Annotated in this window: 23 protein-coding genes and 1 riboswitch; of the genes, 8 read left to right on the forward strand and 15 right to left on the reverse strand. The window is 62.2% G+C overall.

Features of this window, described 5'->3' with window-relative positions; all coding sequences use genetic code 11:
• Positions 1–8 precede the first annotated feature (8 nt).
• The 7 genes from CH293_RS26125 to CH293_RS26160 form a co-directional block, all read right to left on the reverse strand.
• On the reverse strand, positions 9–914 hold the full coding sequence (locus CH293_RS26125; protein WP_230074817.1) for a LysR family transcriptional regulator: 906 nt from the start codon (positions 912–914) through the stop codon (positions 9–11).
• A gap of 170 nt (positions 915–1,084) precedes the next feature.
• Entirely contained in the window at positions 1,085–2,095 is a 1,011-nt protein-coding gene (locus CH293_RS26130) for an arsenic resistance protein (protein ID WP_027494241.1), read from the reverse strand.
• Between the two features lie 20 nt (positions 2,096–2,115).
• Positions 2,116–2,547 carry a MerR family transcriptional regulator gene (locus tag CH293_RS26135; protein WP_027494242.1) on the reverse strand — a complete coding sequence of 144 codons (432 nt, stop codon included), beginning with the start codon at positions 2,545–2,547 and terminating at the stop codon, positions 2,116–2,118.
• A 312-nt stretch (positions 2,548–2,859) separates the two neighbouring features.
• Complete coding sequence (locus tag CH293_RS26140; RefSeq protein WP_051364869.1) at positions 2,860–3,738, reverse strand: phosphatase PAP2 family protein; 879 nt, start codon at positions 3,736–3,738, stop codon at positions 2,860–2,862.
• A 367-nt stretch (positions 3,739–4,105) separates the two neighbouring features.
• A complete protein-coding gene (locus CH293_RS26150) occupies positions 4,106–4,666 on the reverse strand; it encodes a universal stress protein (RefSeq protein WP_027494243.1) in 561 nt (186 codons plus the stop codon).
• Between the two features lie 26 nt (positions 4,667–4,692).
• Positions 4,693–5,058: a fluoride efflux transporter CrcB gene (crcB, locus tag CH293_RS26155; RefSeq protein ID WP_027494244.1), complete on the reverse strand. Its 366-nt coding sequence runs from the start codon at positions 5,056–5,058 to the stop codon at positions 4,693–4,695.
• Positions 5,055–5,540, reverse strand: coding sequence for a CrcB family protein (locus CH293_RS26160; protein WP_027494245.1), 486 nt, complete (start codon positions 5,538–5,540; stop codon positions 5,055–5,057). Before CH293_RS26160 ends, crcB begins: the two co-directional genes overlap by 4 nt.
• A 17-nt stretch (positions 5,541–5,557) precedes the next feature.
• A riboswitch (Fluoride riboswitch) is annotated at positions 5,558–5,648 on the reverse strand.
• 810 nt (positions 5,649–6,458) lie between these two features.
• On the opposite strand from CH293_RS26160, the gene CH293_RS26165 reads away from it, so the two are divergent.
• The 3 genes from CH293_RS26165 (at position 6,459) to CH293_RS26175 (ending at position 9,410) form a co-directional block, all read left to right on the forward strand.
• Positions 6,459–7,079 (forward strand): recombinase family protein, encoded by a 621-nt coding sequence (locus tag CH293_RS26165; protein ID WP_094721877.1) that lies wholly within the window; start codon positions 6,459–6,461, stop codon positions 7,077–7,079.
• Between the two features lie 458 nt (positions 7,080–7,537).
• Positions 7,538–8,479 carry a DUF2637 domain-containing protein gene (locus CH293_RS26170; RefSeq protein WP_094639408.1) on the forward strand — a complete coding sequence of 314 codons (942 nt, stop codon included), beginning with the start codon at positions 7,538–7,540 and terminating at the stop codon, positions 8,477–8,479.
• A gap of 169 nt (positions 8,480–8,648) precedes the next feature.
• Positions 8,649–9,410 carry a DUF4839 domain-containing protein gene (locus CH293_RS26175; RefSeq protein ID WP_094721878.1) on the forward strand — a complete coding sequence of 254 codons (762 nt, stop codon included), beginning with the start codon at positions 8,649–8,651 and terminating at the stop codon, positions 9,408–9,410.
• A 174-nt stretch (positions 9,411–9,584) separates the two neighbouring features.
• On the opposite strand, the gene CH293_RS26180 is transcribed toward CH293_RS26175, so the two are convergent.
• The gene (locus CH293_RS26180; RefSeq protein ID WP_094721879.1) at positions 9,585–9,956 is read right to left on the reverse strand and encodes an Lsr2 family protein; all 372 of its coding nucleotides are present in this window, start codon (positions 9,954–9,956) and stop codon (positions 9,585–9,587) included.
• A 197-nt stretch (positions 9,957–10,153) separates the two neighbouring features.
• Between CH293_RS26180 and CH293_RS26185 the strand changes: the two genes are divergently transcribed.
• The 5 genes from CH293_RS26185 to CH293_RS26200 all read left to right on the forward strand — a co-directional run bounded on the left by CH293_RS26185 (position 10,154) and on the right by CH293_RS26200 (position 12,051).
• Entirely contained in the window at positions 10,154–10,354 is a 201-nt protein-coding gene (locus tag CH293_RS26185) for a type II toxin-antitoxin system HicA family toxin (RefSeq protein ID WP_008720157.1), read from the forward strand.
• Entirely contained in the window at positions 10,351–10,737 is a 387-nt protein-coding gene (locus CH293_RS26190; protein WP_008720161.1) for a hypothetical protein, read from the forward strand. Before CH293_RS26185 ends, CH293_RS26190 begins: the two co-directional genes overlap by 4 nt.
• A gap of 41 nt (positions 10,738–10,778) precedes the next feature.
• Positions 10,779–10,931: a hypothetical protein gene (locus CH293_RS28320; RefSeq protein WP_176460132.1), complete on the forward strand. Its 153-nt coding sequence runs from the start codon at positions 10,779–10,781 to the stop codon at positions 10,929–10,931.
• A gap of 2 nt (positions 10,932–10,933) precedes the next feature.
• Positions 10,934–11,134 carry a hypothetical protein gene (locus tag CH293_RS27985; protein WP_141217216.1) on the forward strand — a complete coding sequence of 67 codons (201 nt, stop codon included), beginning with the start codon at positions 10,934–10,936 and terminating at the stop codon, positions 11,132–11,134.
• 65 nt (positions 11,135–11,199) lie between these two features.
• Positions 11,200–12,051: a hypothetical protein gene (locus CH293_RS26200; RefSeq protein WP_094721881.1), complete on the forward strand. Its 852-nt coding sequence runs from the start codon at positions 11,200–11,202 to the stop codon at positions 12,049–12,051.
• Between the two features lie 358 nt (positions 12,052–12,409).
• Here the strand turns inward: CH293_RS26200 and CH293_RS26205 are convergent, their stop codons facing one another.
• The 7 genes from CH293_RS26205 to CH293_RS26230 form a co-directional block, all read right to left on the reverse strand.
• On the reverse strand, positions 12,410–12,907 hold the full coding sequence (locus tag CH293_RS26205) for a hypothetical protein (protein ID WP_008720607.1): 498 nt from the start codon (positions 12,905–12,907) through the stop codon (positions 12,410–12,412).
• Between the two features lie 160 nt (positions 12,908–13,067).
• Entirely contained in the window at positions 13,068–13,868 is an 801-nt protein-coding gene (locus tag CH293_RS26210) for a matrixin family metalloprotease (protein ID WP_008720606.1), read from the reverse strand.
• An 81-nt stretch (positions 13,869–13,949) separates the two neighbouring features.
• The gene (locus tag CH293_RS27990; protein WP_141217217.1) at positions 13,950–14,285 is read right to left on the reverse strand and encodes a hypothetical protein; all 336 of its coding nucleotides are present in this window, start codon (positions 14,283–14,285) and stop codon (positions 13,950–13,952) included.
• Positions 14,286–14,899: 614 nt separating this feature from the next.
• A complete protein-coding gene (locus tag CH293_RS26215; protein WP_042940335.1) occupies positions 14,900–15,334 on the reverse strand; it encodes a hypothetical protein in 435 nt (144 codons plus the stop codon).
• A complete protein-coding gene (locus tag CH293_RS26220) occupies positions 15,331–17,424 on the reverse strand; it encodes a hypothetical protein (protein WP_094642678.1) in 2,094 nt (697 codons plus the stop codon). The genes CH293_RS26215 and CH293_RS26220 overlap by 4 nt, the downstream gene beginning before the upstream one ends.
• The gene (locus tag CH293_RS26225; protein WP_141215008.1) at positions 17,421–19,202 is read right to left on the reverse strand and encodes a hypothetical protein; all 1,782 of its coding nucleotides are present in this window, start codon (positions 19,200–19,202) and stop codon (positions 17,421–17,423) included. Before CH293_RS26225 ends, CH293_RS26220 begins: the two co-directional genes overlap by 4 nt.
• 35 nt (positions 19,203–19,237) lie before the next feature.
• The gene (locus CH293_RS26230) at positions 19,238–20,614 is read right to left on the reverse strand and encodes a site-specific integrase (protein WP_231893742.1); all 1,377 of its coding nucleotides are present in this window, start codon (positions 20,612–20,614) and stop codon (positions 19,238–19,240) included.
• Between the last annotated feature and the right edge of the window lie 231 nt (positions 20,615–20,845).

The following is a 20,845-nucleotide window of genomic DNA, read 5'->3' on the forward strand; positions in this document are numbered from 1 at the left end:
ACCTCAGGTTATGACTGCGGGGATTTGAGGGCGACGACGAGCAGGTCGCTCGACGGTCCTCGCAGTTCACGGCCCGCGGGCCACACGGCACGCAGGAACCGGCGCAGGTCGAGCCCCTCTGTGTGAACGCGGGCCAGCGTTCCGGCGGCGATCTCGGCGGATACCGCGAGGGAGCTGAGTACGGCCGGTGCGAGGCCGCCGATGACGGCAGCTTTGATGGCAGTGGTGGAGGACACCTCGAGCAGTGGCGCGGCGAGTGGGCCCGCAGTCCGGAGCGCACGTTCGAGCGCGAGACGTGTGCCGGACCCGGGTTCGCGGGTGACCAGCGGTGTCGCGGCCAGTTCGCTCGCCGTGATCGTTCGTCGAGCCCATTGATGATCGGGGGCGACGACGACGACGAGTTCGTCGCGGGCAACGTCCTTCGAGTGGAGTCCGCTGGGCAGATCGGGGCTTTCGACGAATCCGATGTCGGCGCGGCCGTCGAGCACCGATGCGGCTACGTCGACAGAGTTTCCGGAGGTGAGAGTCGGTGTGATGGAAGTGTCGTGGGAGCGCAGTGTGATGAGCCATCGCGGTATGAGGTATTCGGCGATGGTGAGGCTTGCGGCGATACGAATGTGGCTGTGGCGGTCGGTGCGCAGCATTGCGATGCTCGTGGCGAGCTCGGCGGCTTCGGCGATGACGCGCTCGGCCCAGCCGGCGACCAGTTCGCCGGTTGCGGTGAGGGTGGCACCTCGCTGCCCGCGATGCAGGAGTGCTACCCCGATGCGGCTTTCGAGTGCTTTCAGGCGTGCGCTCGCCGCTGGCTGCGACATGTCATGCGCCTCCCCTGCGCGTCCGATGCTTCCCAGCTCGGCGACGGACAGCAATAATTCGTAGCTGATCAGGTCGGTCACATGGGTCGGCAGGGGCACGGTGCCAGCGTAGAGACTGCAGTCGTAGCGGGCGCGGAGCCCACAGGCGCGTTTGCCGGAAAAGTCCCCATTCGATGCTCAATGCTCGCGGGAAGTGGAACGGGGTCGCGGCACTGGATCCCGTGGTTCGTTCACCCTCACTGACGCCACCTGCTTTTATCCAGTTCTCGTCACCCAGGATTGCCTTGGTTCGTGCGAGTTGTTTCGAACTTCACCGGTGCTCTCGCAGCGTGAGCTGGGACAAGGCAGGGGATGAGTCGGACGTAGGCGACCATTCCGATCAGCTCCACCAGTGTCTGCGTCACCACGACCACGGCAGCAAGAGACAGTGCTGGTGGCAGCGCGAGCGCCAGCGGCAGAACGACCAACGAATTTCGGGTGGCACCGGAGAAGATCAAGGCCCGAGCGTCCGGGACGTCCAGGCGGGTCACTCTGGCCGTCGCCCATCCGACAACCGCCATGATGACCAGGAACGCGACGAAGATCGGCACCGCGGCAAACAGCTGGGAGCCTTCGGAGCGGACTGCGTCGATCTGCGACGCCACGACGACGGCAAGAGTGGCCATCATGACCGGCACCATCGCCGCGGCCATCACATCCATGATCTGGGTGCCGATACGCCGACGACGCGCAAGTGCTTGCGTCAGGGCCGCCAACACCAGAGGAACAACGATCAACAGCACGAACGCTTCGACGAACGGTGCAATGTCGATGATCTCCACCAGCTCGGACCCGACGAACAACCACAGGTAGAGCGGCAGGAACGCGATCTGCAACAACATCAACAGCGGCGCGCTCGCGAGGAGCCGTTCCGACGCTGCACCGGCCAACCCACTGAAGACGATGACGTAGTCGATGCAGGGAGCCAACAACACCAACAGCACACCGACGAGTACCGCCTGATCAGCAGCAACGAACCGGGTCAGAGCGAATACGACGATTGGAACGAGCACGAAATTCAGTACTACGACGCTGAGCAAGAATGTGCCGTCGCGCAGCGATGCGCCGATGGCGGAGAACGGAACCGCGAGGAACGTAGCGTAGAGCAACACGATCAGTACCGGATTGATAGCAATCTCGAACGCATGCGCCGACGACGGCGCACCCAAACCGACACCGCCACCGATGAGCAGGGCCAGCAGGTAGAGCGGGATCTGGAACTTCTCCAGCCACGCCACCACCGAGGTGGTGCTCGATATGTTCATGCGGTGCCCACCGCGGTGTTCGCTGAGATCAGCCAGGTGCAGTCCGGATTGCATGGCGTCGGCGCGTCGGGTGTGTCCCCGAGCCGGGCCAGCGCGTCGGTCAAACTCTCACGCAGAGCGGTCAATTGAGCGATCGATTCGTTGGCGTGCGCGATGTGGGACTCGATGGCGGGGCCGAGTTCGGCTTTGACTGCTGCGCAGGAGTCTTTCTCCCAGACACGAAGGAGAAGTTTGATCTCCGGCAGCGACAGGTTCAGGCTCTTGGCGGCGGTGATGAACGCCAAGCGTTGCCGAGCGCGGTCGTCGTAAACGCGGTAACCGTTCGCCGAACGGTCCGCCGGGAGCAGGCCCTCGCTTTCGTAGAACCGTAGCGTGGTCGCCGGGACGCCGGTCGCCGATGACAGCTGTGAAATGCGCAGAGCGGACATGCGCACGAGGATAAACCTTCGAGTCGGGTGGAAGGTCAAATCCTTGACCTTCCACGCAGGTGCTGGGGCTAACGTCGGGCCATGTTCCCAGCGAGACCGCGCCCGGACGTCCGGGCGCTCATCCGTCTAGACCTGACGCCTCTCAGCGAGATGAAGGCCCCGTCGGCGTGCACGCTCTCAACGGCTGACCAACCTGAGGGTATCGAGTTGTGGGCAACGATCCTCACCTGCGCTACCAGCCGCGGACGGTCGACGGCGGACTTGTATTCACCTTCCCGTCACGTAGTGCTCGGAGTCGGAGTGGGTCCGCGATCAGTCGGGTGAGGCTGCCTGAGGGGTCGGTCCGAGCCGGACATTGACCCAGTGTCGGACCGGAGGGATCGACCACATGGTCCACAGTGCGAGGAGCGCAGTGCTGGCGGCAAGAATGCTCGCGGCGACGTCGAGCGGGAAATGTACGCCGAGGTACAGCCGGGAGGCAGCGACGGCGAGCGCGAACAGCACTGATGTCGTGCGGGCCAACCGCCGGACAATTACGTGCGCCCGAGCGGTGAGCAGGACCACAAGCCCGATCATGGCCGCAGCCACCGCTGTATGTCCAGACGGGAACGACCACACGGTGTCGGGAGGAATCAGCCAGAACCGTTGCGGGGGACGGGGTTCGCGGATGCTGTATTTCGCGATTGTCGACACGACGAGGGTAGATGCCATCACTGCCAGGGCCCATGCCGCGTCGACCCGTCGGCCTCTCCACGTGAGCCATGCGGCGATACCGATCGCCACCACGATTCCGACGACCGGTTGTGCGCAGTCCGTGACAAATTCGGCGAGGGCAGTGGCCCAGCCGGCGCGATGAAGGGCGATACGGTCGTGGAACCGCAGACCCGCCTCTGTCACAGCAGTGGTGGAGGCGAGAGTGCCGGCGGCGAGCAGTGCGGCAAATGCGAGCAGAGCGGCGGCAAACGGCCGAATCCACGGACGAGCAGGAAACATAGGTGACTTTCCTTGGTTGGGTTGCGTGGGATGGACGGTGGGGTGCCAGGTGCGGCGACGACCGGTGGCGAGTAGGGCGGCCACTGCGATGACCTGGATTGCGGGAACGACGGTGAGCGACGCGGGAATCGAATGTCGTAGAGCAGATCGGTTTTCGGCTGGGGAACGGATGGCTTTGCCGCTCCGTTCGTCGATCACGAGAACGCAGACGCGCCAGTGCGCCGGCGATCCAGAGGAAGTGCACGGCGATGACGGGGTGGGCGTAACCGGAAACGTCGACGCCCAGAAGCGGCGGCTTGGTGTATGCCACCGGGCCGGAGACCGAGCGCACCATCAGCGCTGCGACCTCGTCGGATGCGGTGACCACACCCCGACGACGAAGGCGGTAGCCCCCCGCGAGGCGAGGGGGCCGGTGATCGAGCGGGCACCTTCGTAGACGAAGTCCGCGAGCATGCTGACCGTCCCGAACGCGACAACGAACCGACACGCCCCCCATCGATGGTCGTGGCGGTTCGGTGGATTTCTTTCTGGAAGCGCGCGGCGGGAACCCGGTGCGGCGGATGGGTCACCGGCGTGTTTGGGCTGCGTCACTATGCTGCCTATCGGTAGCGGGGACGAGGAGGACCGGGCGGTGGGCGTGGCGGGCGAGTGTCGCGGACACCGATTCGCCGACGGCCCTCTCCACCAGTGACATCATCCCGCCGCGGGTGGTACCGATGATGATCATCAGGGCGTCGTTGGCGTCGGCGATCGTGGTCAACAGTCGAGCCGGGTTGCCCCGCCTCGAGTAGAACGCCCAGTTCCCGGGGATGGCGGCCAGCATCGCGCATGCCTCGCGGCGCTCTTGTTCGACAGCGTCGGCGATGCGTTGTTCCCAGTCGTCGCTGTCCGGGTCGATCGGCAGGTCATCGGTGTCGACGATGTGCGCTACATGCAGGAACGCGTTCAGTCGACCGGCAAGGTCCATCGCGTAGGTCAAGGCAGCGTGGCTTGCTGGGTGCCGGTCGAACCCCACGACCAGGTGGCACACCGGTTCTACCGAGGCGGCGGGGCCGTCCACCTGTAGCGGAGCGCGCCAGTCCCCTAGGTCGTCGCAGGAGGCGTGGCTGGGATCGTCCTCGGTCATTGTTTTCTCCTCATATTGTTTTCTCCTCATACGGAAGCCAGGACGAGACCGGCACCGCCGGCGACGACAGTCACCAGCAGGGTGCCGACCGCGTTCAACACGCCAGCGATGTACTTCTGACGTTGGATCAGCCGCACCGTCTCGAAACTGGCGGTGCTGAAGGTGGTGTACCCGCCGCAGAAACCGATGCCCACGATCAGCTGAAGTTCCTGGGGTAGTCCGTGGAAAAGGATCAGTCCGGTGACGAATCCGAGGAGCAGTGATCCGGTCACGTTGATGATCGCTGTCGCCCAGGGAAAATCCGACGCCCGGCGGTGCCTGATGGCCCCGTCGAGCACAAAACGGACGATCGCCCCTGCACTGCCCGCGCAGGCGATCCAGAGTGTCGTCATTGTGTTGCCTCCGCGGGCCGTGTCCGCAGTCGCGCGGCGATCGCGATTCCGGCGGTGGTGGCGACCAGACCCACCAGTACGGTGCCGGCCGCGTAGCTGCCGGCGGCCCACCACTGATGGCTGCGCAGAAACAGATCGGTATCGACGGCCAGTGTGCTGTAGGTAGTGAACGAACCGAGCATCCCGGTGCCCACCAACAGCCGGACCCGCTGCCGCCACCCTGTGTCCGGGCCCAGGCGAGCCAATCCCTCCAGCAGCATTCCGAGCAGGAACGCCCCGACGATGTTGATAGCGAAGGTCGTCACCGGCCAGCCACTCGCGGCAGAGGAACACCACAGTCCGAGTTGGTATCGGAGCGGGGCCCCGACCAATCCACCGACACCGACGGCGGCGATCGCGGACGCTCGCGCATGCAGCGGGCTTGGGGGCGCACTGTCGGGATCGACCGGTAGGGTCGGATTCGGGTCGTGATGGCCGTTCATGGACAGACTCCTTCCACTCAGGGAAAGGAGCCATCAGCCCCAGGGTTGGGGCGGTTCAGACAACCCCCTACGGGGCGGTCTCGGCGGAGATCCATCGCCGGACACCACTATAGCCTGACCAGGGATCGACCCAAGCAGATCCGATGTACGTTCGAGATTCTCGGTCAGCAGGCCGAGGTGTCTATGTGCCAGCGCTGCAGCTCAACAACCGAACCCGGTTGTTGAGCTCGACTAACGGCCACGACGGCACCGGCCACGACGGCACCGGCCGTGCAACGGGTCGGATTGGACACCTGTGTTCGCGTATCAAGCCCGGTATTCCCGATCCGCCGACCACCGCGATCTTCTCAACACGGGTACGTGGCACACGGCGTCACCAAGACGCTGAACATTTCGCCGAACACAGCATTGTCGTCGAACTCAGAGCGGGCACCAGGCTCGGAACCGAGGTTCATTGCCACGCCGCATCGACACGCAGTCGACTAGACCACACTCGAACATGAACTGCGCCACCCAATTTAACCCCACTGCAGTAGGTCGAGAGTGAATCGGGATACTTCGAATCGAACGCATAGAACGTCTGGCGCACAAGCGCACTCAACATACCGGTGACGAGCTACGTCAAAGTCAAAGACTCCAAGGGAACACACACGACGTGTCGAGGGCAATCATGTTCACTGGTAGATCGAGGACTTTTCGATCACAGAAGCTGTTCTATATGGTGGTTGTACGCGTAGCTCGGCGGGATGAATGCTACTGACCGGCGCTCCCGTGTGGTGGGTAAGTGCAGTCGTCTTCTGAACTAGTGCAGTCGTCTTCTGAAACTGACAGACGCTCCGACCAGCCTGTCGGTGTCCTGATAGATAGTGTTGCAAGAAATTCCGAGATGATCGCAGGTTTCGAGACGGAGGGCTCCAGGTGGACGAAAACTTGGTCGGGTACGCCCGATGCTCTACACGAGGCCAGGATCTACGTGCGCAGCGCACAGCCCTCCGCAAGCTCGGCGTCGACGCCGGCAACATCTACACCGACCGCGGATACACCGGACGCAACCGTGAACGGCCCGGCCTAACCGAAGCTCTCGCAGCAGTGGGGGAGGGCGACACCCTTGTGGTCACCAAACTCGACAGACTCGGTCGATCGGTCACGGACCTCAACGCCATCGTCACCGAACTCGACGCCAAAGGCGCACGGTTGATCTACGGCGGCCAGGTCTACAGCCCCGGCGATCCATCGAGCAAGATGTTCTTCACCGTCCTCGGCGCTATGGCCGAGTTTGAGGCCGACCTGACACGCGCACGTACCCGCGAGGGCGTAGCGATCGCCAAAGAGCAGGGCCGGATGACCGGCCGCAAGCCCAAACTCACTGCGCTGCAACACGAACGCATACTCGAAGATTACGAATCCGGGAAGTACGGTGCCGTGAAACTCATGGAGCTGTACGGCCTGAGCCGATCAGCCGTCTACGCAGCCCTCATTCGGGCCCGCGAGCAACGCGACGGAGCACCCACACCCCGCGCCACAACCGCCAGGAGCTGACACACAATGAGCACCCACGCCAATCGCCACACCACCGACACGACCGGTGGCGCTCAGTTCGGCCTTGCCGCCGAGGCGACTTCATGACCGCCGAACGGGTGGTCGCACAGTGCGCCTGGTGCGACCAGTGGCACTCCGAGACTCCAGCGAATTCGGTGCCGGCCGATCCGGTCTATCACGACGAGTGCCGCCCAGCCGGCGTGCACGGCTGGACCGCCGCCGATGCCAAGGCTGCTGGCCCTGCTCGGCCCAGGCGGTAGACCCCACCCGCCGAAGCGGTTGTAATGCAATGACTTCGGCCGCGACGTCCATTTCCCCGACCGCGCAACAGAAGCGCAGAGATCTGCGATCTCCTCGCGCACCTGTGGCCACACCGAATTACATCATCCGACCGCGAAGGCCCCGACAGTGCTCCAACACCGCCGGGGCCGGTCGATCACAGAACGGACCTGCGATCAATGAACAACGCTAATACCCCCGACCACGACCCCACCAGCGAGGACACCCTCGACATCCACCCCCGCGTCCTGACCGGTGCCCTGATCACCGGCCTGGCCATCGCCATCGTCGTCGGCGCAGCATCCTTCAAGCTCTCCTTCTCCACCCTGCTCGACCTCGCCGTCATGGCCGGCATCCACCCGGCCGATGCCTGGGTCATCCCCGTCGCTCTCGACGGCCCGATCCTCGCCGCCGCCGTCATCCGGATCGCCCTCTCTCAACACACCGACGCCGCCACCAAAAGAGGCCGGCGACTCGTCGTGGCAGTGCTGACCGTCTCGGCGATCCTGTCCATCGCAGGCAACGCCTATCACGCCGTCCTGACCGCAACCGTCCTCAACGCCGCCGTCGCAGCGGCAATAGCAGCATTAGCGCCCGCGATGGTCCTCACGATGAGCGAGATCGTCGCTGTCGTGCTCCGCGCACCCCGCCGCCGTGCCGCAACCACGATCGAGACCCCCCAATCCTTCGATACGGCCACCGAGACAGTTCGCATCGAATACCCAATCGATCGCGTGGAGAGCGAACAGTACAGCGCAACAGCAGGATCGGCGCTCGCCGGGATAGACGAGGACCTCGATAACGGCCTGCTCAAGCCCGCCGTGTGGACCAGCGTCGACCTCTACCTCGCGCACCCCGACTGGTCGTTGAGTGACATCGCCCGCCACCTCGAGCTGCACACCTCGACCGTCTCTCGACACATCAAGACCTGGACACAGGTCCAGCAGAACATCGCCAGCGAACGCAGCACCGCAACCCCCCTCGCAGCCAACCACACGCACACCACCGACCCCGGCCAAGACCAGAGCCCAGGCATCGATGAAGCGGGCACGGACGACCGAGTCGACGACGAGTACGCCCCGATGGACACCGGTCGTGACTTCGTAGGTTCAAGTCGCTGACCGAGAATCGAGCCACTGCGACGCGCTCACTTCTGCTGGCGAAGTTGAGACCTATTCCACTCGATACGGTTGCACCGAGTCCTCAGTGCCGCCGGTCACTTCAGCGTTGTCGTTCGGTAGGGTCCTCGCGAGTCCGGTGACGTTCCGGCGAAGATCTTGGAGCTGACGCATGACAACGGACACCGAAATCACTTATGAGACTAAGACGGTCCGCGCGGTTCGCGGCATGGAGTCGCGGACCATCGAAAAGTGGGAAAGTGAAGGCTGGGAGGTTGTCTCTCAGGTACCCGCGAAGATCCGGACGGAGATCACGTTCCGACGCCCGGCACCCAAGTCTCGTCGGGGCCTTTTGATTGTCGGTGGCGGCGTGTTTGCGCTTGCGCTCGCGGTCATCTTCACCATCGGCATTATCGGCGAAAGAGATACCGGCCCTGCGGAAACTGCCAGTCCTGCGCCCAGTGAGGTAGCGGCCCCGAACGAGCAACCGTCCCCGGAATCGATGGCCACGGCGACGCCTACACCATCGCCGTTGCCTGACGACGTTGTTCTCACGTCGGAGAACAGTCCGGAGTTCGCGGCCCTGCTCGCATTGACCGACACTTGCTCGCCTGACATCGCAGCGTTCGCTGCGGCTCATCGAGGTCAGACAATCTCGTTCCCGGGCAGCATCGTCGCGATGGGACCTCACGAGGGCGCGAGTACCAGATACGACATCCTCATCAACGCCGGCGACTTCAGCGAAACCTTCTCGCAGCCCGGGCCAAGTTTCCAGTTCCGTGATGAGAACACCAGCTACGACCTCAACTGGATCGGCTCGGCGCCAGACACTATTGGCGTCGGAACGAACCTTGGCGTCACGGCGGAGGTCGACCGCTACGTGGAGCAGCAGTGCCTGTTCCTTCTCGATCCGGTTACCACTGCCGTCCGCTAACTCGAACTCGAACCAAAGATCAGAGAGTCTTGCCTGCGCAGAACAGGATCCCGGCACACATGCCCGCAGCGCACGCACGGCCTGGCTTTGATCTCGCGCAGTCGTTTCGTGAGCAAATCGGGAGGCCGGTTGGTGTAGGGCAGAGGAGAAAACCGGCCGACGAGGCCGATTACGTCAGTGTGTAGCGTTGAACGCTTCTTCGATCGCAGCGGGAATGCGGCCGCGATCGTTGATTTCGTAACCATTGTCTGCGGCCCATTGCCGGATCGCTCTGGTCTGAGCCGGATCACGTGTGGCCCCGCTGTTCGAGGGTGCAGCAGATGGAGGCGTGGAGGTGGGGGAGTGTCGACGCTTACGCCCGCCGACCCGGGTTGCGTGCTCGATGTAGTAGCCGATCTTCCGGTGAAACTCGCTGGCGTTCTTCGCCTTAAGGTCAACGAGGTAGTCGACACCATTGACGGAGAATTCGATCGTCTCGCCTGATTCGTCGTCGATGACCGAGCCGTCGATATCGTCGACCAATTGAGTGAATACTTTTTTCGCCACGGTTCGATGCGGCCTCTCTCGAATGGAAACACATTGCTGTCGATGACCACCCTAACCGGACCGAATTCGCAGGCAGATGAACCGGATGAGGAAATTTGGAATAGGCACTTCCTCCGTGTCGACCACAGCACCGCTACTCGGCCATATTTCGTCTAGTCGACTTGACTAGAAAGTGTCCAATAAACTAGACTAAAGTCATGGTTACCGAGCAGCCCACGCGGAAAGTGGTCAAGGCCCTCAAGGCGGCTGGGTTCACTTCGGTCCGCACGGTCGGCTCGCACAGTACGTGGGTCTCGGCCGATGGCGCAGTCAAAGTGACTGTGCCCGATGGGCACCGGACGATCTCGCCCGGCGTCTACCGCAAGATCCTCGCAGCCATGAAGGAGGCGCAGCAGTGAACAAGACCTACACGGTGTCGGTCACCCGAGATGGCAAGTGGTGGATGATCGCTGTCCCCGAACTCGACGCCCTCACTCAGGCCCGTCGCATCGACGATGTCCCCACCGCGGCGAAAGAACTGATCGCCCTCGAAACCGGAGTCGCCCTCGCCGATGTCGAGATCGAGCAGCACATCGAACTCGAACCCGGGGGAGAGGATCTCGCGGTCCGCATTGCCGAGATTGCGACACAGCGAGCACGTCTGGCCGAGGACGAAGCCCGCGTCAAAGCCAGCACCGAGGCCTTCGCGAAGAAGCTCGCCACCGCTCAGGTACCCGTCCGAGATATCGGATCGCTACTCGGCGTGACCTTTCAGCGCGCCAGCCAACTCGTCAACAGCTGACCACCCGACCGTGCAGGCACGGCGAACGAGATACTGATCCCATGACCAGCGACCGCAGTTTCGATCCGAATCCCGATCACGGACAGGCCGGATGGGTGACGCTCCCCAGCGGACAGCGGGCCTACCGCTACGACGGCTCTGACGACCTGATCTATGACACGGGAACCGCGCCCGACGCCGCCGCGTCGAACTAGACATGGACCCAGAAGAACGCGCGGCCATCATCGACGAGGGCTACGACCCCGACGACCCGATCGTGCGCGCGGACCTCGATCACGTCAGGCGTCTGCTCGCCGAACATCGCCACCTGACGGCCGACCCCGAACTCTCCCTCGACCGCCTCGTGAACGCCGCCAGGGTTCGCGAACCAGGGCCAGCTACGAACGTACGCAGGTAGTTCGACATCGAACGTATGTTCGCATAGATTGAGGGCACTGATCCGTTCGGCGAAAGGTCGCACTCATGGCCGGTACCGCCGACACGATCCCCGACCTGACCAACCTGGACAAGGCTGCACAGCTCGCCGCTCTCCGCCGCAGCATGGCCGCGATCCCCGGACGCCGCGACCACGCACCAGTCGACTCCGACGACTCGCCCGCATTCGCCCCCTCGCAGCCGAACGCGCAGGCCGCCGCGACCGACGGCGATGAGCGGGCCCTGAGCGGCCCCGTGCGCTCACGAACCCTCAAAACCCTGCCGGTACCCACGCCGCTGTCGGAACTGCTCCCACGCGGCGCACTGGCCCGTGGAACGGCCCTGTCGATCACCGGTGCCGGATCGATTCTCGTCGGACTCGTCGCCACCGCCACCGCGGCCGGCCACCACGTCGCCCTGATCGGTCAACCCAAGTTCGGGCTCCTCGCCGTCCACGAACACGGCGGGGACTTGTCGAAGATCGCCCTGATCGACCCCGGTCAAGCAGACCCTCTCGACGCCGCCAATATCTGCATCGATGGGATCGATCTGGTCATCAGCACCGTCCACGGTCGCGACGTACCACCGACCCGCGCACGTGCCCTGCTGGCCCGAAACCGCACTCACGCAGGGATATTCGCGATCACGGACGGTCGAATGCCCGGCCTCGATCTGACGATTTCCTCTCGGCCCATCGTCTACGGCGGCATCGAGCAAGGCAGGGGCCGCATCCGCTCGATCACACTCGAGACCACCGTCCACGGACGCGGAATCACCCAGCGCACAGGCCGCTACACCCTCACCGCACCTACGTTCGGCGAACACGGCTTGCGCTGGACCCCTGCGGCCTCCGACGCAGTCGCCGAACATGGGCCGCACCGATTGGCGGTCGCACAATGACCCCCGACCTGTACGAGAACTGGCCCGTGAGCTTCGATCCCCCCACGCGCCGCATCGTCGACCCACCTCGGAGAGTCCTGGTCAACATATTGTAGACGGGGTTTGCCTCTGACCACTGTGCATCCGATTAGTATCCCGCTGTTTCGGGCCATCACCAACGAGGGTTCGACACCTGCCCGAATCACGCTCGGACCATGAGCTGCCGCTGTAGCGGAGCCACCGCGGATGAGGATTTGGCCCGTCGACAGCCAAGACAGGCTAAAACGTCAGTGCAGTTCGGGAATAAGTCATACACCCCCGAACTGCACTGGTGGGACGTGAAGATCAGCTTCCGGTCCAGTCGACTGAAGTCACACACCTACCTTGGTGGCACTGGCGGTTCGGAGCTGACGGGCTCCGATTCGCGGTTCGGATCGAACGGAATCTCGTTGTCGATGGCATCTCGCATTGTTGCGACCGGCGCTGGCTCATCGGTTGATCGCCGCGCAGTTCCATCGCTGACGGCAGCAACTTCCTCTGCTGACAACGTCACTTTGCCCGCGCGTGGAGCGACCGTGTACCAGTTTTCGGACGGCAAGAAGCCAGCCGACATAAGGTATGTTGCTCCCGGCTCGATCAGTGGGTCATCGTCCAGTAAGTACAACGTACCGTCGGTGCCATACCCGCCTTGCTGATTGACGAGTATTTGGCCCGCGACGTCACCCTTTAGGGTCTGAAGCACCTCAACAGAAAACTGCGTCTCGGGAAACGGCCCAACTGCCTTCGTACCGACTTGCTCAATCACTGTTCCGACGAAGACCGCGTCGGCCCAACCGGCAAGCTGCTGAGGGTCTGTCACATCGAAAGCCGAGTCCATTTCCACTGCTTGTGTGCGCGTAGTCACGCTGGCAGTCGTGCCAGCATCTCCAGGTTGCGTGCCTGCCGAAGTGCTGCAGCCAACTAATACAATGCAGGCGAATAAGCTCGCAACGCCCACCGTGCCGTACTTTGATCCTAAACTTCTGACCTTCATCATGTCATCCCCAGAGTTGACGGTAGGCGGCTTGATCCATGAACTGCGGCGCAAAAACCGATGAGTTTGAAATCGGATCCATCAGCTGACTTTTGCAGTTATGCGCCAAACCGAGCGCATGACCCATCTCGTGTGTCATAACGTTCCGTTGATTACTGGCGTTACCGAGCTTCGCTGTATTCATTTGAATAGTGTCCACCCCAAAGTCGGTGTTGCTGTATAGCCCGGCCCATGTGACGTCCGGACGGTTGGCGTCGGAAATTTCCACATTAGTGAGCGTCGGGTTCACAGGGTCATAGGGGGTAACCTGGACGCTCCCAAGTGCATTCCAAGCAGTGGATGCCTGCGAAATTGCGGTCGTGTATTGGGAAGATGACTGATAGGTGAGTTTGGAGAAGAGGACTGAGCTGTAGCCCAATGTCGGCGGCCTGCGTCCTGACGTCAGATACTGGCCGTTCTGGAAGTTCTGTCCGGAAGCGCCATATGACTCGTAACCATCATTGGACGTTGTTCCATCTTGACACAGGTACTCATCACTGCTCGGGAAGCCCAAGGGTCCAAGCTCGTAGTTCTGCGCAGCCCACTGATCGCGAATGTTACCCCAGGTGGCATAGGCAGATGTGGCTCCGAACTTGTATGTAATCGCGCCGCCCTGGAAGTTGTTGTACCGCCCGCCAGAAGCAGGGCTCTCACGTGTGACCGGGTACCCGAGTCGTCCACGTTCGTCGCTTCGCTTCTCGTACTGATACGGGCCGTTGACATACGTTCTGTACTGACGCGATGGCAAATTAAGCCACTTGTTCATGATCAAGCCGCCGATTTGACGACCTTTGTTTGGGTCGACATTCGGCGACCAGTAAATGCGATTAGTAAACCCGAATTCCTGCTACCGCCCCTCGTTGCTGTTTCCTGCGTAAAGCTCGCCACTGGTGGGTTCTCCGATACTCGAGGTGCCGCCTTGGCCGTATTGGTTAGCACCGGAAAGGAAATCGATAAATTCGCGTTCGATGGAGCCGAATACCCACTGGTTGTTGCGAAATTGATCGGCGTTCGCAACGCCAGGTGTAGAAACTAGCAATGCAAGGGATGTAATTAACGCACCGATAAGTGACATTCTTCGAGCGACAATTTGATTTCGCGTCCGATGCTGCCTGAAGCGGACATTGATCAATGGGCTTGGATCGCCAATATGCGACTTGAGAGGTAGCCTGCTCGGTTTCATGGAGCTCCCACAGTGAAGGGCATCAAGGACGAACCGAACAGTACGGTCAGTTTGCCCACCGTTGGAGAGACACGCGAACACGAGTTTGGTCACAATTCGGTCACCGTGACCGCCGCCAACTCGACGGCGGCTAGACTTCGAACGCATGAGCAATACAGGTTCTCGGTGGCTACGGCCAGCTGTCCTGCTGGTTCTAATCGGCGTCTTGCTCGTTGGTGTTGCATTTGGGGCGACCAGCCAGATTGGGCTCGGTCGCTCGGCCTCAGAAATTTGCGAGAATGCTTATCCGGGGGCTGTCGACGTCGAGTCCAGTCGTCCCCTCCTACCGCTAGTCGTCGTGCGTTGCGCTGCACAGGATTTTGACACGCGTGTGGAGACTAATGAATTTGATCCGCTGTCAACGCTTGTCCTCGCGGCTGGGATCGCAAGCATTGTCGTTGGTGTATCTGCCATCCGACGTCAAAAGCTGAACGAGTCATCTCAAAAAGGACAGCGGTGAACATACTCGGAGTGGTCTGGTCTGATTCGCTGTGTGAGAACTCGAATTAATTCTGGTCGGAGGATACTTCCTCCCCGACGCCCAGTATCTTGCAGCTTTATCGGTGGATCGAGGCTTAGCGGTCCTGCCGGCCACACGCGCCCACGACAGCGTCCGCGGAGCTCGAGCGTGACTGCAGGGAGGTCACCCCTGACGTTGTTTCCAGTTCTTTCCGTAGGGCGTGGTTGTCGAGTGTTAGCCGCTGGATGACGGCCAGTGCGAGGGTGAGGTCTTGAGTCAGCGCCGCGTTGTCTCGTTGCACGCGTTTGTTGGAGGCAAGGAGTTCGGTCCGGTCGTCATGCCGTGTGGCGACGGGAGCTGCGACGGAAGCGGCTCTGAGTTCGGCAGCGATAGCGGGGTAGTGCCGCCAGAAGGTTGCGTTGGACAGACCCAGTCGACGGGCAAGGCCGATGACAGTGGCGCGGCCGCCGGCCGATGCTGCGTCTTCGATGTGCTCTGTCATCACTCGACGGACGTCCTGCTCGCTCGGGAGGTCGATGCGTTTACTCATCGGATTGAGTTCGGATCGTGTCGGTCGACGAACTGATTTATCTGCTCACTCCGTTGCCGTAGTCGATGCTGCAGCAACGGAGGCAGCGACGGTGTTCGTTCGAGCTCGCGCTCGATATCGGAGCTCTCCGAACGCAACTCGTCGAGGTTGCCTGAGGTGAGCGCGACGTTGCGGCATTCGAGAGGTCGACAACCACCGAGCGTCGGCGCGTTCTGGCCCGAAAGGTTTTGTGCGCGTGTGCACAGTGCCTTGTCCGGATCGTAGACGCAGGTGGCGTATCGGCCTGGATAGATTGCTGGGTCGAATCGGCGTATTAAGCGGTCGTGCCGACGCCGGTCGGTGACGACCTGTCCTTGGTATCGGATATTCGACTCGAGCTCGCTCAGACGTCGGCGGGCTTCGTCGGCGGCGGGTCCAACGAGATCGGTGTGTTCGTGGGCATCGATCATTGCCATCAGACCCTCCCCTCGGGCAAGGGCCTCCTCTGACTCGACTTCGGCGCGGAAACCGCTATCCGATGTGCCGGCGTAGCCCTCGAACATCTGGACAGCTTGGTGGCGATATTGAATTGCCCCGGCAATGGATCCGCCGGGTTGGCGTGCGATGAACCAGGCGAGTGTTCGTCTGAACTGGCGGGTTGTCAGCCGCCACGTTTGGGCATTCACAGCCGGAATGTCCTCTGCGAGATCATGTGCGCGACAATAGCCATCGATCCAGGACACCAGATTGTTGATGTGGTCGTTCGTGGTCTTGGTCAAATTGACGTGGGCGGCGGTTTTGCCGATCCGCACAGCGGTGCCATGAGTTGAGGGTGCGAACAGCCGGGTTTCGTTACGGGGTTGGAGGAGTTCGAGGACCGCCACGGCGCGGGCGGCCGGAGCGCCGACAACCCAGGTCGCTTGCACTCCGGTGGGGTCGCGTTCACCTTTGAACGCCAGGCTGGTGATCATCCACCGGTAGGGCCTGCCGTGAGGGTCACGTTTGACGCTGATGCAGCCCCGCTGCAGATGCTTGATCTCGCTGTCACGCATGCCGGACAGGAACGCGATGATCACGTAGCAGGCTGCGCTCAGCGCCGACAGCAGGTGCAAGATCCCGGCCTGCCGATCACGCCGATTGAACAGGATGCGGTCAATCCAGGGGGACCCGTTGATCCGTCCGTTGATCACCACGTCACACGAGACATCGTTGTCGACCCCGACCAGTCGAGCTGTGTCCTCGATGAGGTCATGGTAAGTCCGCAAGGTCGAGCGATCGCATCCAAGCAGGCGGGACAGGTGGCGAAAGCTCGGTTGGCCGTTGTGTCCCGGTAGTGGGCGTTCTGCGTCACGGTATTCAGCTAACAGATGGACCAGATCCTTCTCTACCCAACGCCTTGCCTCGGGCGGAACTACCCCTTCTTGCAATCGAACTCGTCGCCACTCGCGGTCTGCCGCGAGAATGTCCGATGCAAACTCATCGACGAACCGCAGACTCCAGGTGAGTAGGGGTCCGAGCACCGCCTCCGGAATTCTGGCGGTCGCGTTGTCTGGCCCGCTCCTGTCGCCGGACTCGCTCCAACCATCGATGTGGTACGGGTCGAAAGTCAGCTGATCGGTAACCATGAGTCCGCGGTAGCGATAGAGCGACCGAACCGAACTGCGATAGCGATCACGAACCGTGAGAGTGGGTTGCGTCGCGAGCAAATGCAGTTGGTACGCAATCAAATCGGAAGGTTGCAACTCCGATAGCAGCGGCTGGCGCAGGTTGGGTCGCGAAGCGAGCCAGGAGAAGAAGTGGCGGAGCGTGGGCAACATCGAGGCAATCGTCGCTACCTTCGGTAAGCCGCGTCCTCTGGCGGGTGCAGGCCCGCCCAGCAGCCCGATGAAAAGTTCTTTGGCCACGGTGCGATAGACAGACGGCACGGATGTGAAGTCGAGGATCAGAGCAACATGATGTTGCTGAAAGAAAGCTGGACTGAGATCCCAGACGTCCTCTACGAATCGGGAAGCTCGGCTGAGTTCTGTCTCCGGGCGCACCGGCCGCCCGTTCAGTACGCATCGTTCGTCGAACGGGTGCGACGTCGACGGTTGAGGGTGGGCGTTGGTCATGTTTGCTCCCATGGTGATTCGACGAGATCGAGAAGTGCATCGGTGGGTTTGATCTCCGTTGCCGCCAGGATCTCGGACCGATTGAACTTCGAGAGAACGTCATGGCGGATGGCCGCCCACGTCGGTCCGTATCGGACCCACCAATCGGCCTCCGACAGCTGATCGCGGCGGGCCGCCAGCGCATCGAGCAATCCGAGCAGTCCAGGAAGGTGATCAGGCGTGATCACGCAGTTTCCGCAGTGAAAGCAGTCGAGAAACGATGCGCGACAGCTTCTCCCGGTGGCGGGATGGTGGTCGTGATCCCGGCACGCTGACCAGGCGGTATCGGCTGCGTCTGTGTGCGTCGGCGGGGTATCCCCGTGAGGATTGGTGGCGGAGCGTTCCGGCTGCACGTTCAGTGTGCCTCCTGCAACGTGCAGCGCCCGTCTGTGTGCTGCCAGAGCGCTCGATTCGGCGTCGCTGACGGCAGCCGCAACAACGGTGTGTGCCCATTCCTGTGTTGTCGGGTCTCCGCGTAGATAGTTCCGGAACAGAACCGGGATGGTGTTGCTCCGGGCAGCGGACGGGAGGTGACCGCCGATCTGTTTGGTACGGCGCACGTCTGCCGTGGTCTTGATCCGGTTGCCGGTGACCGCAAGCGGAGCCGGGGGCGTTCCGTCGACGACGTCAGCGTGGAGGCAATGCCGGGTGCGCCATCCGGCAAGGTTGATTGCTGTCGCGGTCAGTTCGCGAGCGAATGGGTCGAAATGTTCTTCGATACCGCGAAGGCCGGTGTTGTGGCCGCTACGCCAGATCGACCAAACGGATGCGCTGCCAGAAGTGTTCCTGCTGCGAGTGGTCAGTTCGTGTAGCAGTAGGTAAAGACCGCCGGGATAGTGCAGTTCGCGACCCGGTGGCCCGATCTCCCACGTCGCGGTCTCGAACCATCGGTGATTGCCGCGGCGGCGTTTGATGACACGAACTTCGACGGCGCGTGTCTCCAGGATTCGGTGTTCCCAGGGGAGCTCTTTGATGGTTTCGATATTGCGGCCGGTCAGCGCCACCATCAACACGAGCATTGGCGCGAGGTCCCGGATCGTCATATAGAGCCGGCTCGCAAGCTCCAGTCTGACGACGTGCGCGCTGAAGCTCCGGCTCGGGGGTACGACTCCTGATTCCGCAATCGCGACGAGCTCTTTGTCGCCCTCCAAGCCTTCCTGTTCACCCGTTTGTCCTATTGCAGCTTCCGAGAGTCGAATTCGATCGCGCAATGCGGTGATGTCTGACCGAGCGGCTGAGAGAATACGATCGAACTCTCCGTCCGAGTAGCCAGGTTGGCCAATCCGGGTCTGCCCGATTTGGCGGCAGGTGTAGTCGATCACTGATGAATTCACCGTATCGACCAGCGGTGGCAACGTCAGGAACTGTCCGAAAAGTGCGATGCCTCGCCAGGCGTAGACGTCCTTCTGCGTGATTCTGCGCTGGTTGTAGACAGATTGGAGGTGGGCGGTCTCCAGCAACGGTGGTCCGGTCGGTGGATCCGGCAGTTCCGAGAGGGATCGCAGCATGGATCGCACCCTCGTAACCAGTCCCTTCGCTGAGCTGAGCGTCCTGCTGCGTCCCGTCGCCCCGAGGGCAAGGGCCAGAGCCTCTGCAACTGCCGTGTGCCAACCGGGCAGCGCCATCTTCGCGACGTCCACCAGCAGAGTCCGGCCGTCTTCACCATCGAATCGGACCGTGAGGCCGGAGGCGATGGCGTGTTCGCCTTCGGTCGGTGTGTACGGGCCAGATGGGAGCATCGCGCGGCGCCCGGTGCCGGTACTGCCGCGACCGTTCACTGTGTTTTGTTCTCAGTGGCGACGTCGAAGACGTCGAGTGGAGTGTCGCGGGGATCTTCCCATGTGTTGGGCACCAACATCATTCGCGTTTCCATTTCCAATTCCGACAGCGCGTGTAAGTAGATCTGTGTTGTCACCACGGAGCGGTGTCCGAGGCGACGTCGCACCCAGTCCAGAGGGTCACCGAAGATCTGTGTCCATTGCCCTCGCTGTTCGGCAGTCATTTCGGTCATCGCGCTGATATGTCCGCGCTGTAGCTGTTCCAGAGTCACCACCGCGAACGTGTGCCGCAGGAGGTGAGCATGTGCAGTCAGAGGAACTCCTGCTCGACGACACCGTGTGTTGGCGACTGCGAACATGTCTTTCCAGGTCGAGACCGCGATGGGGGTGCCGAACTCCGACAGCCAGAACGCGGCCGGCGTCAAGCCATCGGGCCCGTCGATGAGCAAGCGGCGTCGTTCGTCGGCATCGAGGTTGGAAACTTTCACGGTCGATCGCAGACCGGACCGAGTCTGTACGACGACCGGCGAATGCGGATCAGGGATCACGAGCGGGCGGCGAACCTGTTCGTACCGTCCGCAGGCGCGTGCGCGGGCGATGACCTCCGCGCGATCGAGTGTCGCGTACCCGATCAGGTCGGCGATCACGGATTCAGGAACGTAGACTCGGCGGGCCGAACGACCTTTGGCGATGGCCGTCGGCAGCCAAAAACGTTGATAGCCCCCGAGACCGCGAGCTGTTGGCACATCGAATACCGTCAGCGCCGCTTGCTCGGACAACCGCATGCCGGTGCGCACCATCAAGTCGCAGAATGATGCATTGCGCGCCGCCCAGCGACCGCGAAACCCGGTGTCGTGGACACCGTCGGCGCGATATCCGCGAATCCCGACATCGCGCCATAAACGGTAGGACTGGGGTGGGAGCCACTCGATACGATCCGTCGCGGCATCGTGCGAGTAGGTTGCCGGTGTTGTGGTCGAAGAGTCATGACGGACGAGGCCCGCGCCGAACGGCATTGGTCGTCGAACTCTCTGCGGCACAGGGTTGTTCAATATATGGCCCGCGCGGACCTGCCATCGATAGAACTTGTCGACTGCGGCAACCTCTCGGTCCCATGTCGCACCTTGTATGTGCGGCCCTTGAGAGTCGATCCTGCGCCAGCGCCAGTACGCCAGATGGTCAGCCTCGTTGACGTCGCACCAACGAGCTCTGTCTCGTGAGACAGCAACGAAGTTCAAGAACGCGGCTAGATCGCGGGCGTAGCCCACCTGGGTGTGGCGCGCCTTCGCCTGCATATCGACTGATCTGAAGAAGGCATTCAACTCGATGTCATACTCAAATGATGGGTCAATGAGGAACGGCGTGCCGGCCACCAACTCTGGCCGCGCGAACCCAGGCCACTCCAAATTTGTGTCCGGCACCGCTGGCCGCGGCACCAACTCGTGTGGAGTGATACAAACACGCCAACCAGGTCTCGGCATGGTGGGCAACAGTACGTGGACATCTGTCCATCCGTGCACAAAACGTGGCGCTCACCGTGGCAGGCGCATCCGGAAGCGGCTCTTTTCGCGATGGGACACCGCTCAAGGTCCGATCCGAGGGTC

The sequence above is a fragment of the Rhodococcus sp. 14-2470-1b genome, assembly GCF_002259415.1.
Taxonomy (GTDB): Bacteria; Actinomycetota; Actinomycetes; order Mycobacteriales; family Mycobacteriaceae; genus Rhodococcoides.